The 16400-nt window shown below is 68.4% G+C and carries 12 protein-coding genes; 6 read left to right on the top strand and 6 right to left on the bottom strand.

The window, feature by feature from the left end; translation table 11 throughout:
* Nucleotides 1-9 precede the first annotated feature (9 nt).
* Nucleotides 10-6546, top strand: coding sequence for a DUF6923 family protein (locus QM591_RS13085; RefSeq protein WP_415132832.1), 6537 nt, complete (start codon nucleotides 10-12; stop codon nucleotides 6544-6546).
* Between the two features lie 378 nt (nucleotides 6547-6924).
* Here QM591_RS13085 and QM591_RS13080 read toward each other — a convergent pair whose 3' ends face one another.
* Nucleotides 6925-8016 carry an AI-2E family transporter gene (locus tag QM591_RS13080; protein ID WP_415132831.1) on the bottom strand — a complete coding sequence of 364 codons (1092 nt, stop codon included), beginning with the start codon at nucleotides 8014-8016 and terminating at the stop codon, nucleotides 6925-6927.
* A gap of 83 nt (nucleotides 8017-8099) precedes the next feature.
* On the opposite strand from QM591_RS13080, the gene QM591_RS13075 reads away from it, so the two are divergent.
* Together QM591_RS13075 and QM591_RS13070 are read left to right on the top strand one after the other, a co-directional pair.
* Nucleotides 8100-8399: a chorismate mutase gene (locus QM591_RS13075; protein WP_415132830.1), complete on the top strand. Its 300-nt coding sequence runs from the start codon at nucleotides 8100-8102 to the stop codon at nucleotides 8397-8399.
* 253 nt (nucleotides 8400-8652) lie between these two features.
* On the top strand, nucleotides 8653-9282 hold the full coding sequence (locus tag QM591_RS13070; protein ID WP_415132829.1) for a hypothetical protein: 630 nt from the start codon (nucleotides 8653-8655) through the stop codon (nucleotides 9280-9282).
* On the opposite strand, the gene QM591_RS13065 is transcribed toward QM591_RS13070, so the two are convergent.
* Genes QM591_RS13065 through QM591_RS13050 form a run of 4 tightly spaced genes read right to left on the bottom strand, consistent with a single transcriptional unit; the run spans nucleotide 9267 to nucleotide 11921 of the window.
* Nucleotides 9267-9989, bottom strand: a complete 723-nt coding sequence (locus tag QM591_RS13065; RefSeq protein WP_415132828.1) for a histidine phosphatase family protein — start codon at nucleotides 9987-9989, stop codon at nucleotides 9267-9269. The genes QM591_RS13070 and QM591_RS13065 overlap by 16 nt on opposite strands.
* On the bottom strand, nucleotides 9920-10606 hold the full coding sequence (locus QM591_RS13060; RefSeq protein WP_415132827.1) for a hypothetical protein: 687 nt from the start codon (nucleotides 10604-10606) through the stop codon (nucleotides 9920-9922). Before QM591_RS13060 ends, QM591_RS13065 begins: the two co-directional genes overlap by 70 nt.
* Entirely contained in the window at nucleotides 10603-11526 is a 924-nt protein-coding gene (locus tag QM591_RS13055) for an ABC transporter ATP-binding protein (protein WP_415132826.1), read from the bottom strand. Before QM591_RS13055 ends, QM591_RS13060 begins: the two co-directional genes overlap by 4 nt.
* Nucleotides 11523-11921, bottom strand: coding sequence for a GntR family transcriptional regulator (locus QM591_RS13050; protein WP_415132825.1), 399 nt, complete (start codon nucleotides 11919-11921; stop codon nucleotides 11523-11525). Before QM591_RS13050 ends, QM591_RS13055 begins: the two co-directional genes overlap by 4 nt.
* A gap of 330 nt (nucleotides 11922-12251) precedes the next feature.
* On the opposite strand from QM591_RS13050, the gene QM591_RS13045 reads away from it, so the two are divergent.
* From QM591_RS13045 to QM591_RS13035, 3 genes are all read left to right on the top strand, one after another.
* On the top strand, nucleotides 12252-13586 hold the full coding sequence (locus tag QM591_RS13045) for a quaternary amine ABC transporter ATP-binding protein (RefSeq protein WP_415132824.1): 1335 nt from the start codon (nucleotides 12252-12254) through the stop codon (nucleotides 13584-13586).
* Entirely contained in the window at nucleotides 13586-14482 is an 897-nt protein-coding gene (locus QM591_RS13040; protein ID WP_415132823.1) for an ABC transporter permease, read from the top strand. Before QM591_RS13045 ends, QM591_RS13040 begins: the two co-directional genes overlap by 1 nt.
* Before the next feature lie 97 nt (nucleotides 14483-14579).
* Nucleotides 14580-15476, top strand: coding sequence for a glycine betaine ABC transporter substrate-binding protein (locus tag QM591_RS13035; RefSeq protein WP_415132822.1), 897 nt, complete (start codon nucleotides 14580-14582; stop codon nucleotides 15474-15476).
* Between the two features lie 35 nt (nucleotides 15477-15511).
* Here QM591_RS13035 and QM591_RS13030 read toward each other — a convergent pair whose 3' ends face one another.
* Nucleotides 15512-16282 carry a hypothetical protein gene (locus QM591_RS13030; protein ID WP_415132821.1) on the bottom strand — a complete coding sequence of 257 codons (771 nt, stop codon included), beginning with the start codon at nucleotides 16280-16282 and terminating at the stop codon, nucleotides 15512-15514.
* Nucleotides 16283-16400 lie beyond the last annotated feature (118 nt).

Below are 16400 nucleotides of genomic sequence, written 5' to 3'. Positions count from 1 at the left end.
GTCTTCTCCTTGCTGTCATCGCTGCTCGTCGCTGCCGCGCCGCTTGCGACTCAACCTGCCGCGGCCGCAGACGGCGACCCGTTCGATCCCGCCGACCCCTACGTCTACATCGCCCAGAACAGCCCGACTCAACTCTTCACGGCGCTCACCAACGCGGCCGGTGAGGTCACGTTCGATCCCGAAGGCGCCGCGCGGGCGTTCTCCTACAACGCGATCGCCTACAACACGGCCGACAACTACATCTACGGCATCACCGGAGCTGCCACAGGGTCCATGCCGGCCAACTCCTTCATCCGCATCGCGCAGGGCGGGGTGGTCACTCGTATCGGCGCCGCGCCCGTCGCCAGCAACTCCGCATCGTTCGGTCCGGGGGGAAGCTTCTACCTCGTTGCCGGTGACACGCTTCGCCGCGTGAACCCGGCCACCGGAGCACAGATCAGCTCTGTGACCATGCCCTACGTGATCGGCAACTCCGCCAACGGCGGCGGTGTCGACATCACCTTCAAAGACGGCTACTTCTGGTCGATGGGATTCGGGTACCTGTTGCGGATCACTCCGACCACCGGTGCGATCACCCGATGGCCGTTGAGCACGGTCATGGGGTCACGCTCTCCCGGCAACTCCGATCAGGCCGGTGCCGCCTGGACGTTCGGCAATGGAAACCTCGGCTTCTCCTACAACGGATCGGGCCAGGTCTATCAGATCGCCGTCACGAACCCGACGGCGGCGACGCCCACGTTCTCCGTGGTCTCGGTCAACCCCGGCCCGGCATCGTCGAACAATGACGGCACGGCATCGCCCGGTCTCCCCACCGACTTCTCGATCGTGAAGACCGGGCCTGCGGTCTTCACCTCGGCGGGGACCATCACCTACACGCTGACAGTCACCAACAACGGCGCCGGCAACTCCAGCGGATGGTCGGTGACCGACTCTGTCCCCGCAGGTCTCACCAACGTGTCCACCTCCACGCCCGGCTGCACCGTGTCGGGCAACACCGTCTCGTGCCTGGGAGGTCGCACGCTCTCGGGCGACTCCACCACCATCACGATCACCGCGACGGCGCCGACGGCGACCACTGGCTGCATCACCAACACGGCCACCGTGACCGCCAACGAGCAGGATCCCGTTCCGGGGAACGACTCCAGCAGCGTGCAGACCTGCGGCACGAGCATCGGCCTGGTGAAGTCTGTCTCGAACGTCGACGACGTCAACGGCAATGGGATCACCGACGCGGGCGACGAGATCTCCTACTCGTTCGCCGTCACCAACACCGGCAACGTCGCCCTGAGCGCGGTGCAGGTCGCCGACCCGCTGATCGGTGCGGTCACGTGTCCGCCAGGTTCGCTCGCCGCCGGCGCCACGGTCACCTGCACAGCGAATGCCGTCCATGTCGTCACCGCGGACGATGTCGAGGCGGGCGAGGTGACGAACACGGCCACCGCGTCGGGCCTGCCCGCAGGAAGCACGACTCGTGTGACCTCGAACCCCTCGACGGCGGAGGTTCCCACCGAGGAGCCGGAACCGGCGATCGGACTCGTGAAGTCGGCGACGCCGTCCGACCCCGACTCGTTCACGGTCGGCCAGGAGATCACCTACTCCTTCGTCGTGTCGAACACCGGGAACGTCCCGCTGACGGACGTGACGGTCGACGACAGCGACTTCACCGGCGCCGGCGCACTCTCCGCGCTGTCGTGCACGCCCTCCACAGGCACCCTGGCGGTGGGTGGTCAGATCATCTGTCAGGCGACCTACACGCTGCAGCAGGCTGACGTCGACGCCGGCACGGTCGAGAACACGGCCACCGCAACGGGCACGCCGGTCGGGGGCGGGGACGACGTCACGTCCGACCCCTCGTCGACGATGATCCCCCTGGAGCAGGGTCCCGCGGTCACGCTCGTAAAGACGGCCTCGCCGACGGTCGCCGAGAGCGCCGGCGACGAGATCACCTACTCGTTCGCCGTGACCAATTCCGGGAACGTCAGCCTGACCGACATCGCCATCGATGACCCCGGTCTTCCCGGCGTGACGGCGGAGTGCCCCGCCGGCCCGGTCCTCCCCGGAGCGACCGTGACGTGCACCGCCACCTACGAGGTGACGCAGGCAGACGTCGACGCCGGGACGATCGTGAACACGGCCACCGCCTCGGGGCAGCCGCCGTCCGGGGGGCGCGTCGAGTCGGACGAGTCGACCGCGACCGTGACGATTCCCCCCGCGCCGGAGCTGTCGCTCGTCAAGACGGCGACGCCCGACGAAGGCGAGGCCGCGGGAGACGCGATCGCGTACGAGTTCGTCGTGACCAACACGGGCAACGTGACCCTCACCGACGTGTCCGTCGCTGAGACCTCGTTCACGGGCTCGGGCGACCTCTCCGCGCTGACGTGCGCCGCGGGCCTCGACTCCCTCGCTCCGGGAGACTCCGTGACCTGTGAAGCTGAGTACACGCTGACGCAGGCGGACGTCGACGCGGGTGAGGTCGTCAACACGGCCCTCGCCACCGGAACGCCGCCGACGGGAGACGACGTGTCGTCCGAGCCCGCGGAGGCGACGGTGACGATCGCGGCCGACCCGTCGCTCACGGTGGTCAAGTCCGCTTCCGACGGAGCGGAGCAGGCGGGCGACGTCATCACGTACTCGTTCCTGATCACCAACACGGGCAATGTCACACTCGACCCCGTCTCGGTCTCCGAGGGCGCGTTCACGGGTACCGGCGAGATGTCCGCCGTCGTCTGCCCCACCGTCTCCCTCGCCCCCGGCGCCGAGGTCACGTGCGAGGCGACGTACGTCGTCACTCAGGCCGATGTGGACGCGGGATCGATCTCGAACACCGCCGTCGGAGTGGGCGTGCCGCCGTCCGGTCCGCCCGTGGACTCCCCGCCGTCGGAGGTGACGGTGGAGTTCGATCCGGAGCCGGGTCTGTCGGTCGTGAAGTCGGCGACCCCGAGCGATGCGGCGTCGTTCACGGTGGGTCAGGAGATCACGTACTCGTTCGTGGCGACCAACACCGGCAACGTCACGCTGACCGATGTCGCGATCTCGGAGGGCACGTTCACGGGCTCCGGGACGCTGTCGCCGATCACGCCGGCGACGGTCGCCTCGCTGGCGCCCGGCGCGCAGACGACTTTCACCGCCACCTATGTCGTGACGCAGGCCGATGTCGATGCGGGTGGGGTGACGAACTCGGCGACGGGCACGGGCGTGCCGCCGACGGGTCCTCCGGTGGAGTCTCCGCCGACGACGGTGGAGGTCCCGAGTGACCCGCAGCCGGAGGTGTCGCTCGTGAAGACCGCGACCCCCGACGAGGTGTCCGAGGCGGGCGCCGAGGTCTCGTACCGCTTCCGGATCACCAACACCGGAAACGTCACCCTCACCGCACCCGCGGTGGAGGAAGGGACGTTCACCGGTTCGGGTGAGCTCTCCGAGATCGTCTGCCCGACCGTCACGGCCCTCCTCCCCGGAGCGTTCGTGGACTGCTCGGCGACGTATGTCGTGACTCAGGCCGACGTCGATGCGGGTGAGGTCTCCAACACGGCGACGGCCACCGCGCAGCCGCCGACCGGTGCGCGCGTCGAGTCGGAGGAGTCGACGGCCATCGTGACGATCGACGCGGCGCCAAGCCTCGTCGTGGTCAAGTCGGCCGATGCCGAGGGCGCCTCGCGGGTCGGTGACGTCATCACGTACTCGTTCGTGGCGACCAACACCGGCAACGTGACCCTCACCGACGTATCGGTGAACGAGGGCGCCTTCACGGGCACGGGAGAGCTGTCGCCCGTGAGCCCGGCATCCGTGACCTCACTCGCGCCCGGAGCCGAGGCGACCTTCACGGCCACGTACGTTCTGACGCAGGCCGACGTGAACGCCGGATCCGTCTCCAACTCGGCGACCGGCACGGGCACACCCCCGGACGGTCCGCCGGTGGACTCCCCGCCGACGGAGGTGACGGTGGAGCTGGACCCGGAGCCGGGTCTGTCGGTCGTGAAGTCGGCGACGCCCAATGATGCGGCCTCGTTCACGGTGGGCCAGGAGATCACGTATTCGTTCGTGGCGACCAACACCGGCAACGTGACGCTCACCGATGTCGCCATCTCCGAGGGCACCTTCACGGGGTCGGGGACGCTGTCGCCGATCACGCCGGCGACGGTCGCGTCGCTCGAGCCCGACGAGCAGGTCGTGTTCACCGCGACCTATGTGGTGACGCAGGCCGATGTGGACGCAGGTGGTGTCACCAACTCCGCGACCGGCACGGGTGTGCCGCCGACGGGTCCGCCGGTCGAGTCGCCGCCGACGACCGTGGAGGTCCCGAGCGACCCGCAGCCCGCCGTGTCGCTGACGAAGACCGCCACACCCGACGAGGTGTCCCAGGTCGGTGACGAGGTCTCGTACCGTTTCCGCGTGACCAACACCGGCAACGTCTCGCTGGACGACGTGACGATCGATGAGGGAGCCTTCACCGGGAGCGGTGAGCTCTCGGAGGTCGAGTGCCCGAGCGACACCGCGCTGCTGCCGGGTGAGTTCGTGGACTGCACGGCCACCTACGCCGTGACCCAGGCCGATCTGGACGCCGGAACGATCGAGAACACCGCGACCGCTTCCGCGGTCTCGCCACAGGACGTGACGGTGGAGAGCGAACCGTCGACCGCGGTGGTCACTGCGCTGGCCGACCCGGGCCTCGTGGTGGTCAAGACGGCGGATGCGGACGGTGTCTCCCAGGCCGGTGACGTGATCACGTATTCGTTCCTGGCGACCAACACTGGCAACGTGACGTTGACCGATGTGTCGGTGGCGGAGGGGTCGTTCACAGGGACGGGGACGCTCTCGCCGATCGCTCCCGCGTCGGTGGCGTCGTTGGCGCCCGGTGCGGAAGCGACCTTCACGGCGACCTATGTCGTGACGCAGGCGGATGTCGATGCCGGGTCGATCACCAACAGCGCGACCGGTACGGGCACGCCGCCCGACGGCCCGCCGGTGGATTCGCCGCCGACGGAGGTGACGGTCGATGTCGATCCGGAGCCGGGTCTGTCGGTCGTGAAGTCGGCGACCCCGAACGAGCCCGCGTTCTTCACGGTCGGCCGTGAGATCACCTACTCGTTCGTCGCGACCAACACCGGCAACGTGACGCTCACCGATGTCGCCATCTCCGAGGGCGCCTTCACGGGTTCCGGTGAACTGTCACCGATCGCCCCGGCATCGGTTGCCTCGCTCGCCCCGGGCGCGCAAGCGACCTTCACGGCGACGTACGTGGTGACCCAGGCCGACGTGGACGCCGGCGGCGTCACCAACACGGCGACCGGCACGGGTGTGCCGCCGACGGGTCCCCCGGTGGAGTCGCCCCCGACGACGGTCGAGGTACCCAGCGACCCGCAGCCGGGCCTGGAGATCGTCAAGTCGGCGTCGTCGACCCCGATCACGGCCGCCGGTGACGTCATCACCTACTCGTTCCGCGTGACGAACACGGGGAACGTGACGATGACCGACATCGCGGTCACCGAGGGCACCTTCACCGGAACCGGGGAGCTTTCGCCGATCACCTGCCCGGATACAGCCGCGTCGTTGCTGCCCGGCGCGTCGGTGACCTGTGAGGCCACTTACGTGGCGACGCAGGCCGATATCGACGCCGGCTCCATCGAGAACACGGCGACCGCGACCGGCACGCCGCCGGACGGTCCGCCGGTCGAGGCGCCGCCCTCCACGGTGATCGTCGAGATCGACCCCGAGCCGGGCCTGACGGTCGTGAAGTCGGTCGAGCCGCTCACCACGGACGAGTTCATTGCCGGCGCCGTGCTCGAGTACCGCTTCGTCGTCACCAACACCGGCAACGTGACCGTGACCGACGTGGTCGTCTCCGAGGACGACTTCACGGGCACGGGCGAGCTGTCGGCCGTGGAGTGCCCGACCGACGTGTTGGCGCCGGGCGACCAGATCACCTGCACGGCGAGCTACACCGTCACCCAGGCGGACGTGGATGCCGGAAGCGTCACGAACACGGCCTCGGTCGGTGGCAACACCCCGGGTGGCCCGCCGATCGACTCGCCGCCCTCGACGGTCACGGTTCCGAGCCTGGATGCGCCGGCTCTGACTCTGGTGAAGTCCGCCGATGTGGCGAACATCTCGAAGGTCGGCCAGCGGGTGACCTACTCGTTCCTCGTGACGAACACCGGCAACACGAGTCTGACCGATGTCGTCGTCACCGAGACCGAGTTCTCGGGGGCCGGCTCGCTCTCCGCGATCACATGCCCGGAGTACGGAACGCTGCTGCCCGGCCAGCAGGTCACCTGCACCGCGACCTACGTCGTCGTGGAGGCCGACCTGGATGGAGCGGATCTCGTGAACCGCGCCACGGCGACGGCCACGCCGCCGACTGGCGCCGACGTCACGTCGCCGCCGTCGACGGTGCGCATCAGCTCGATCGATCTGCCGGACGAGATCCCGAACACCGGTGGCACGCTGTCGCTCGGCATCGTGGTTCTCGCCGCGCTGCTCCTCGGGGCCGGAGGAGTGCTGCTCGTGATCGTGCGTCGACGCAGGGGAGGAGGTCGGGCGACTCGATGATCGCCTGACCCCGGGAAGGGGACGGTTCTGAGCTCTCGCTCACCCCAGCGGACCGTCCCCTTCCCTTCTGCGTGCCCGGCAGCGGGACAATGGAGTATGGCCAGGGGTGAGACGGGACCTGTCGCCGCGACCGGACAGGGCTGCTCTGTCTGCCGTGACGGCGCCTACAGCGGAGGCCAGCCACGTTTCGTCGTGTCGACATCGCCCGTCGACCTGCTCTACCGCTGTGAGGTCTGCCGCACGTGGTGGGTCGACAACGGCCGAGCCTTGCGTCCGATGACGGACCACGAGGCTCGCGAGCTTTTCCCGAACGACGTCGGGCCGGACTGAACCAGGACCGCGGACCGCGGCGTGCGGGAAAGCCCGCACGCCGGTTGCTCACACCTTCGCGTCTTGGCGCGGGATGACGACCTTCTTGATGATGAGCAGGATCGATGCCGTCACCGGGATCGCGACGAGCGCACCGAGAAGACCCATGAGGGTTCCGCCGACGAGAGCCCCGATCACGACGAGCGAGCCGGGGACTGAGATCGTCTTGTTCATGACCCGGGGTGTCAGGACGTATGCCTCCAGCTGCATGTAGACGAGATAGGCGGCCGCGAACACCAGCGCCGACAGCGGGCTGGCGAACAGAGCGACGACGGATCCGATACCCCAGAACAGCACCGTTCCCACGAGCGGGATGATCGTGATGCAGAACGACACGACCGCCAGGAGCAGCGGGAACGGAAGCCCCAGCACCGAGTAGAGGATGAACGTCACGAGCGCATTGAAGAACGCGAGCACCACCATGCCGCTCAGGTAGCCGCCCACCGACGAGGTGATCTCCTCGGTGAGCTCCGCCGTCAGCGTGCGGTTGCGTGCCGGGAGCAGACGGTAGAAGGCCTGCTTCATCTGCGGCAGGGTCGCGAGGAAGTACAGGCTCAGCACGATGATGATGACGAGGCCCGACAGCGTCGTTCCGATGGAGATGCCGATCTGCAGCACGCCTCCACCGATCGCCGCGATGTTGCTGGGGTCGGTGAGGAACTTCTGCAGGTCGCCCAGGAGCGCCGGAACCTGGTCGCCGAACTGGTCGCGCAGCCACAGGTAGAGCTCGGTGCGCTGGAACGCGGCGATCATGTCGGGGAGGTCGCGGATGAACTGCGACACCTGCTCGACGGCCGTCGGGATGACCAGCCACAGCACTCCGACGAGCAGGATCGCGAAGGCGAAGTAGACGATCACGATCGCCCACGCCCGACCCACTCCGCGGTGCTCGAGGCGGCGCACGAGCGGGTCGAGTCCCAGTGCGGCGAAGAGCGCGAACGCGATGTAGATCCAGATGGTGACGAGGTCGGAGACGGCCATGCCGAGGGCGATGGCGGCCAGTGCGCCGAGGGTCAGGAAGAAGCCAACGGCGAAGGGGCGCTGCAGTGCAGTCCCGATCGTCCGCGAGGGAGCATCGGGCTCGGGAGGCGAGGCGGTCATGGACACACTCTAGGGGGCGAGGGGCGGCGACTTCCGGCCGGTCGCGCGGGTGGCGACCCGATAGTCTCGGGCGGGGAGGAACCATGACCGACGACACCGCCGCGATCGCTCAGCTGCACGGCCTGCGGGCGAGCATCGACAACATCGACGCCGCACTGATCTTCCTGCTCGCCGAGCGGTTCCGCTGCACGAAGCAGGTGGGTGTGCTCAAGGCCGAGCACGGCATGCCCGCGTCGGACCCGTCGCGGGAGGAGCAGCAGATCGCACGCCTGCGCCGCCTCTCGCTCGACGCCGACCTCGACCCCGAATTCGCCGAGAAGTGGTTCAACTTCGTCGTGGCCGAGGTCATCCGGCACCACACCGCCGCCGCCGGGCAGAGCTGATCGAACGAGGCTGATCGGACAACGCTGCTCGGATCTCACGGACGGTACCCGATCCGCTCTTGCAGCACCGTGCGATTCATGTGCACGATCAGTGCTGACGACATGGATCGGGGCGGACATGAGACACCGTGCAGCGAAAGCGCTAGCGCCGCTGTCCTTTCTCCTGCTTCTGGTAGCAGGATGTGCACCTGAGGCCGACGGCGAGGTGCGTGTTCTCACCGGTGACGGTCTTGCTGTGCTACCCGCGGAGTCCTTGACCGACTGGGTCACTTATGTGGACGCGCTCGTGATCGCAAAGGTGACGAGCAAAGAGCAGTCTGCGGAGCCGGTCACGCCTGATGAGGAGGAATCGGGCGAAGGATACGCTGTCCAACTCGTGACGTTCGACGTGCTGGACACGCTGTGGCACCCGAAGGACTACACGGCGCCGCCAGAGTCGTTCACGACCTCCTATAACGCCTTCGTGTGGGAGAACGGCGACCGGGACCAGGCGATTCCCCTCGTCGAAGCCAATGCCGTCCGTTTCGAGGTCGGTGGGACGTACCTTCTTCCGCTCGTGGACTATGCGACCTTCGACGAGTGGGCGCCGATCCTGCCCTCCTCCGTCCTGCCGTTTGAGGATGGGATCGCGGGAAAAGGGGAGACGATCCTCGGCGGCGACAACACGCCGGCACCCCATGCCGCGCTGTCCACGCCCGCTCAGCAACTCTGGGGGCTCGGCCGGCAGGAGATCGTCGACAAGCTCAACGCCACCGCCCCAGACCCCTATGCGACGCCGTTCGTCCACTTGCCCCCGGAGGAGCAGTATCAGCAGGCTCTCCGGGCCGCGTGGGCCGATGAGTCCGGGGGCGTCGACGATCCCGACACTCAGTTCGACGACTGACGACGCGGAGAAGGCCCGCGCTCCGTACCGAGGGACGTCGCGGAGACGATCGGCGGCTGACCGTCTGACCGGTCGGGATCAACGGCGATATCGCTGATCGACCCGTTGCGGCTCCCGTCCCGGCTCTCGGATGACCCGGCCGACACGAGACGGTTGACGACATTGATCAGCCCACCGTGCGTGACGACCACGACGGTTCGACCCCGGTAGACGCGAGCAATGCGAAGGAGGGCTCGTTCGGCTCGCGCGCTCAGACTCGAGACGGGCTCCCGGCCGGCGATCTGACCGTCGGGGAACGCGTCGCCGAGTGCGTTCCAGGCGATCCCTTCCGCGGCGCCCCACGCCTGCTCCGCGAGATCCGCCTCGACGTGGAGCGTCGTCACGTTCAGCGCGGAGGCGAGGATCCGCGCCGTCTCTGAGGCTCGGGCCAAAGGACTGGTGACGATCGCCGCATACTCCCGACCTGCCAGCTCTCTCCCGGCTGCCGTCGCTTGCGAACGGCCTCGTTCATTGAGGGGGATATCGGTGTGGCCCTGGATGAGGCCGAGTGCGTTCCACTCCGTCTCTCCGTGACGGACCAGTCGCAGGACCGTCGCGCCGACGGTCTGCTCGTCGACCTGGCCGCGGGCGGCGGGCGTCAGGGGGTGGCCCTTCGCAGCGGCACGAACGACAGCGCACCGATCGCGGCGACGGCCACGAGGATCCACAGGGCGACCCCCAACGTGCCCTGCGTGACGAACCAGGTGACGACGGCGTTCCAGCCGTCGAGTCGGATGATGAGCCAGACGAGCCCCACCAGCAGGAGTCCGGTGCCCACCAGCAGCACCGTGAGCCAGACGTTGCCGAACCGCTTGTACACGGTCGCAGCCCCGAAGCCGATGATGAAGAACAGCATCGCGAGGGCGAAGTAGAACAGCCACGAGGCCACCGGGCCGGCGTCCCAGATCCAGTCGAGGGAGAAGAAGTACCCGTTCATGCCCCACCCTCCCGTGGCGCGTTCCACGAACCCACCGACGAGGTAGATCGTGGAGAGCATCGCGGCGGTGAGCGCGGCCGTCAGGGTCGTCCCGAAGAAGTACTCCCGCCGCGTGACGCTCATCGCCTGCGAGAACGGGAAGGTCAGGGTGAGCGCCTGCACGCCGACGACCCCGAAGTACCAGTAGGGGGCCTGCGCGCCGCCGCTGTACTTCTCCGCCTCGGGCGGGAGGAGCACCCAGATCAAGAGCGTGAGGAGGAATGACCCGGCCAGCACGATGAGGGGCACCCAGATGTAGGTCTGCCGGTTGATGAGCTGCATGCGGACGACGTTGCCGGTGCGGTTCACGAGAGTGCTCCTTCGGACAGGGCCGGGTCCGCGGCGGACGAGCGGGCCTCGGCATGGTGCTGGGTGGTGCGGACGATGAGCTGTTGGAGCGATACCGGCGCGACATCCAGTCCCGCTTCGGCGAGGCGGGAGCGGTCGGCGCTCGTGAGTTCACCGATGACGGTGACGGAGGAGACGCGGCCGAGGCTCTCGCGGTGGAGCACCTCTCGGCCACCGACAAAAGCCTCGACGGCGGCGCTGTCGCCGACGATGTTCGCCGCGCGATCACGGACGGCGTCGGTGTCCTCGTCCATGACGATCCGCCCCCTGTCGATCACGATCACCCGTTCCAAGAGGTTGGCGACCTCGTCGATCAGGTGACTGGACAGGATGATCGTGCGCGGGTGCTGCGCGTAGTCCTCCAGCAGGCGGTCGTAGAAGAGCTGCCGGGCCACGGCGTCCAGACCCAGGTACGGTTCGTCGAAGAAGGTGACCTCGGCGCGGGAGGCGAGCCCGATGATGACCCCGACGGCGCTCAGCTGGCCGCGGGAGAGCTTCTTGATCGTCTTCTTGAGCGGGAGCTCGAAGTCGTCGACGAGCCGATCCGCCAGCGCCTGGTCCCAGCGCGGGAAGAAGAGGCTCGCCATGCGGAACGCGTGCCGCGGGGTGGCGTCGTCGGGGTACTTCTGGCTCTCGCGCACGAAGCACACCCGGCGGAGGACCTTGGCGTTCTCGTACGGGTTCTCACCGAACACGCGCACGGTGCCACTCGTGGGGGAGTTCTGTGCGGTGAGGATCGACATCACCGACGTCTTGCCGGCACCGTTGCGGCCGAGGAGTCCGTAGATCGTGTTCTCCTCGATCGCGAAGCTCACCCGGTCCAGCGCCAGCGTGTCGCGGTAGCGCTTGGTGAGATCGGTCACTTCGATCACGGTGGTCATGCGCGTGCTCCTTCCGTCGGCGACGCGGGCGTCGCGGTGCGTGCGGCGCGCTCGACGAGGAGGCGGCCGAGGTCTTCGGGGCTGAGGCCGAGCTTGCGGGACTCCGCCAGCAGCGGGTCGAGGTAGCGGGCGGCGAAGGCATCGCGTCGCTCGGCGCGGAGGATCTCCTGCGCGCCGGAGGAGACGAACATCCCGATGCCGCGCCGCTTGTACAGCACACCCTTGTCGGTGAGCATGGCGATTCCTTTCGCGGCGGTGGCGGGGTTGATCCGATAGAACGCGGCGAGCTCGTTCGTCGACGGAGCCTGCGCCTCTTCGGCGAGGCTCCCGTCGATGATCGAGTCCTCCACGCTCTCTGCGATCTGCAGGAAGAGCGGTCGTCCTTCTTCGATCATCCCGGCCCCGTTCTTTGGTTACCTACTTGACTAAGTAACCATGGCACCGCCGCGTCTGTCAAGCGCATTCGCGAGGACGGTTTGCGCACCCGTGAGAGACCTGGCTACGGTGGAAGGCGGGCCACGGGCGAGTCTCGAGGGCCCCGACGACCAGTCCGCGACCGCCCTCGCCGGGTGTCTCCGACATCGCGAGAGCGGGCGTATGGTCGACGGTCTGGGCGACGGACCCGATGTGTGTCGCCAACGTACCCGCGCGGCGCGCGTCGCCCGCCGACGCCCGCGCGAGTGCCGATGATCGTCACCCGGGCGTAACCGATGCAGCCTGTCCGCATGGCTGCCGAGGTGAAGCAAGTGACCGTTTCCACCCCCGCCGTCGAGGCGAAGAACCTGTACAAGGTCTTCGGCCGCAACCCCCGAGAAGGCGTGCGCCGGCTCCAGGCCGGCCAGTCCCGTGCCGAGATCGCCGACGTCGGCACCGCGGCTGTCATCGATGCGAGCTTCACCGTGCAGCCCGGTGAGATCTTCGTGATCATGGGCCTGTCGGGATCGGGGAAGTCCACGATCATCCGCATGCTCAATGGCCTCCTCCAGCCCACGTCGGGCGAGGTCCTGGTCGGCGGCCGCAATGTCACGCGCGCCTCGGCGGGAGATCTCCGCGACATCCGGCGGTCGTCGGTGTCGATGGTCTTCCAGCACTTCGCGCTGCTCCCGCACCTGACGGTGCTCGACAACGCCGCCTATGCCCTCGAGATCCAGGGCGTCGGAAAGGCCGAGCGCCGTCGCCGCGCACAGGAGATCCTCGATCGGGTCGGCCTGGGCGACCGTGCCCAGGCGATGCCCGACGAACTGTCGGGCGGTATGCGGCAGCGCGTGGGGATCGCCCGCGCGCTCACCGCCGGCACCGACATCCTGCTCATGGACGAGGCCTTCTCCGCACTCGATCCGCTCATCCGCCGCGAGATGCAGGAGCAGTTGATCGAGCTGCAGCGCGAGCTCGGCCGGACGATCGTGTTCATCACGCACGACCTCAACGAGGCGATGTTCCTTGGCGACCGCATCGCGGTCATGCGCGACGGCCGGATCGTCCAGAACGGCACGCCCGAGGAGATCCTCACCGATCCCGCCAATGACTACGTCGCACAGTTCGTCCAGGACGTCGATCGCGCGCGCGTGCTCACCGCATCGGGAGTGATGGAGCCGCCCCACCAGACCACGCCGCTGACGGCGGGCGTGCGCGGCGCTCTCCGGGTGCTCCGCTCCCAGCAGGCCAGTGCCGTCTTCGCGGTCGAGAACCGGCGCCTGGTCGGCGTCGTCACCGATCGCGCCGTCATCCGCGCCGTCAAGGCGGGACAGACCGACCTGCGGCAGATCGTGGACACCTCCGTCCCCACCGTCGGTCCCGACGACCTCCTCACCGACATCGTCGAGACCGCGGTGGAGGCGACGGTCCCCCTCGCCGTCGTCGACGACGACCGGCGCCTCCTCGGAGTGATCCCCCGGGTGACGCTCCTCGCCGCGCTCGGGAACGTGCCGGCGACCACGCGCGAGATGCCGATCATCCAGACCCCGATCGACATGGTGGCCCAGTTCACACCGCTGGTCGATGACGTCACGCGGGGAGCCGCCGTTCCGGCGGCGGCCGCGACGGAAGGGAGCGAGCGCTGATGGAGCAGTTCGAAGAGCTCATCCGCATCCCCCTCGGTCAGTGGGTGCGATCGATCATCGACTTCCTCAAGGAGTACCTCGGCGGCTTCTTCGATGTCGTCGCGACGGTCTTCTCGGCGATCTACGACGCCGCGGCCTGGGTGTTCACCGCGCCGCCGTTCTGGGCGATCATCGTCGTCTTCACGGCCGCCGCATGGCTGGTCAAGGGAGCGAAGCTCGCCATCGGCACCTTCGTCGGGTTCGTCGTCATCCTCGCCGTGGACCAGTGGCAGAACGCGATGCTCACCCTCGCCCTCACGATCGTCGCCGTTCTGATCGCCACCGCGATCGCGATCCCCGTCGGCATCTGGGCGGCGCGGTCGCAGACCGTGTCGAACGTCGTCCGCCCCGTGCTCGACTTCCTGCAGACGATGCCGGCGTTCGTGTACCTGCTCCCGGCGATCTTCCTCTTCAGCGTCGGCGTGGTCCCGGGAATCGTCGCGACCATCATGTTCGCCGTCGCCCCGGGCGTGCGTCTCACGGAGCTCGGGATCCGCGGTGTCGACCCCGAGGTGGTCGAGGCCGGGCAGGCCTTCGGCGCCACTCCGGGCCGCGTGCTGCGCCAGATCCAGCTCCCCCTCGCGCTGCCGTCGATCATGGCGGGGATCAACCAGATCATCATGCTCTCGCTGTCGATGTCGGTCATCGCCTCGATGGTGGGGGCGCCGGGCCTCGGGCGCCCGATCGTCCAGGCGCTCAGTTCCGTCAACGTGCCCCTCGGATTCGAGGCCGGCCTCGCCGTCGTGATGATCGCGATGATCCTCGACCGTCTCACCGGCGCTCTCGGCACACGTCGCCGCCGCCCGCGCGCGGTCGCGACCGCTCCGGCGTCTGAGCCGGTCGCCGCCACGGCCTGAGAACCCCTCGACCCGACGCGTGAGCGTCGTCCGTCCGCGGTACCCCGCGGGCATCCCCAACACCCGTGACACAGCACACGGGAGGAAAGGAAAACCCATGAAGAAGCGACACCTCCTGAGCACCCTCGCCCTGGGGTCGGCCGCCGCGCTCGCGCTGGTCGGCTGCTCCGCCGACACCGGGAACGGCGGAAACGGCGGAGAGGCCGGCAAGGACATCACCATCGGTGTATTCAACGGCTGGCCGGAAGGTGAGGCCGTCTCGTACCTGTGGAAGCTCGCCCTCGAGGACAAGGGCTACAACGTCGACCTCGAGTACGCCGACGCCGGGCCCGTCTTCCAGGGCGTCGCGGGCGGCGACTACGACGTCGCCCTCGATGGCTGGCTGCCCCTGACCCACGCGGCCTACTTCGACGAGTTCGGCGACGACATCGTCGACCTCGGCTCTTGGAACGACGACGCCAAGCTCACCATCGCGGTGAACGCCGACGCGCCGGTGGACTCGCTCGCCGATCTCGCCGCGGCGTCGGACCAGTTCGGCGGACGCCTCATCGGCATCGAGCCCGGCGCGGGACTCACCAAGGCCACGCAGGAGAACGTCATCCCCACCTACGGACTGGAGGGCATGGACTACATCACCTCCTCGACCCCGGCGATGCTCGCCGAGCTCAGCAGCAAGCTGGATGCGGGCGAGAACGTCGCGGTGACGCTCTGGCGTCCGCACTGGGCGTATGACGCCTACGACATCAAGGACCTCGCCGACCCCGAGGGCACCCTGGGCGACGCCGAGTCGATCCACACCTTCACTCGTACCGGCTTCGACACGGACTTCCCCGAGGTGAGCGCGTGGCTGAAGGACTTCCGCATGGACTCAGACATGCTCTTCTCGCTCGAGAACGTGATGTACAACACCGATGAGGACGTCACGGACTACACCGACATCGTCCGCCAGTGGATGACCGAGAACAAGGAGTGGGTGGGCTCGCTGACCGCGTGAACCGATCTCTACCCGGGGGCCGGCCGTAGCGTCCGCTACGCGTCGGCCCTCGGCGTCTCCGGCGGAGTGTCGGACGGGGCGTCCGGGCCGCCCGAGGGGAGCTCCAGCGCCACCTTCTTCTCCAGCACCACGATCGCCTCGTCCGAGAGGGAGATGAGTCCGTCCAGTTCTGCCCGTGCGCGCCGGTAGGCGGTATGCCGCTCGGCCGGGGACGCCGAACCGTCGGTCGCGACGGCGAGGAGCTGCTTGGCGGTCGAGAGGCGCTTGCGCTCCGCGTCGCTCAGCCCGCTCGTGCGCTGCCGTCGCGCATCGCGCTCGGCGAGGTCGAACGCCACCTCGTAGTCGGTGACCGCGGTGCGGTACTCGGCCACCTGATCGGGCGTCACCTTGGCGGTCACCGAGGCGGGCCGTGCGGCATCGGCCACCTTCTTGGCCTTGAGGAAGGCCGCCGTGAGCGGCTGGCGTCCGTCGCTCATCGTCGGGAAGTCGATGAGCTTGGCGACGTCGAGCTCGTACTCGAGCCACCGCGCCGTGACGGCGTCGTGCGACGCGAACAGCTTCTCCAGCTGGTCGGGCATCGGCGAGGGGCGTGTGATCGGCTTGGGTTCCGAGGCGACCGCTACCGGGTTGGTGCGCGCGGCCACCTGAGCCGCCTTGAGCTCGCCCTTCGCGCGGATCATCTCGAGCCTGCGTTCGTGGCGCCGGGTCGCGAGCGTGTCGAGACGCTTGATCGCACCACCGGCCATGGCGGCGAGAGGGAACACGAGCCACCAGTAGTTCCCGGCGAACTGGAAGAACTCCTGCACCGCTCGACCCTACCGCTCTTCGTGCGGCTCGTCGGCGTCGTCGGGCCGTGGGCGGCGGTCGCGCGTGCGAGCCTCGAACGCGGCGGCGGCGCTCTCGGCCGCGCGGGTCACGGCCTCG

Source organism: Microbacterium sp. (assembly GCF_047607225.1).
In the GTDB taxonomy this organism is placed as follows: Bacteria; Actinomycetota; Actinomycetes; order Actinomycetales; family Microbacteriaceae; genus Microbacterium.
The sequence above is the reverse complement of the archived record's forward strand: the minus strand, read 5'-3'. Positions and strand labels throughout refer to the sequence as shown.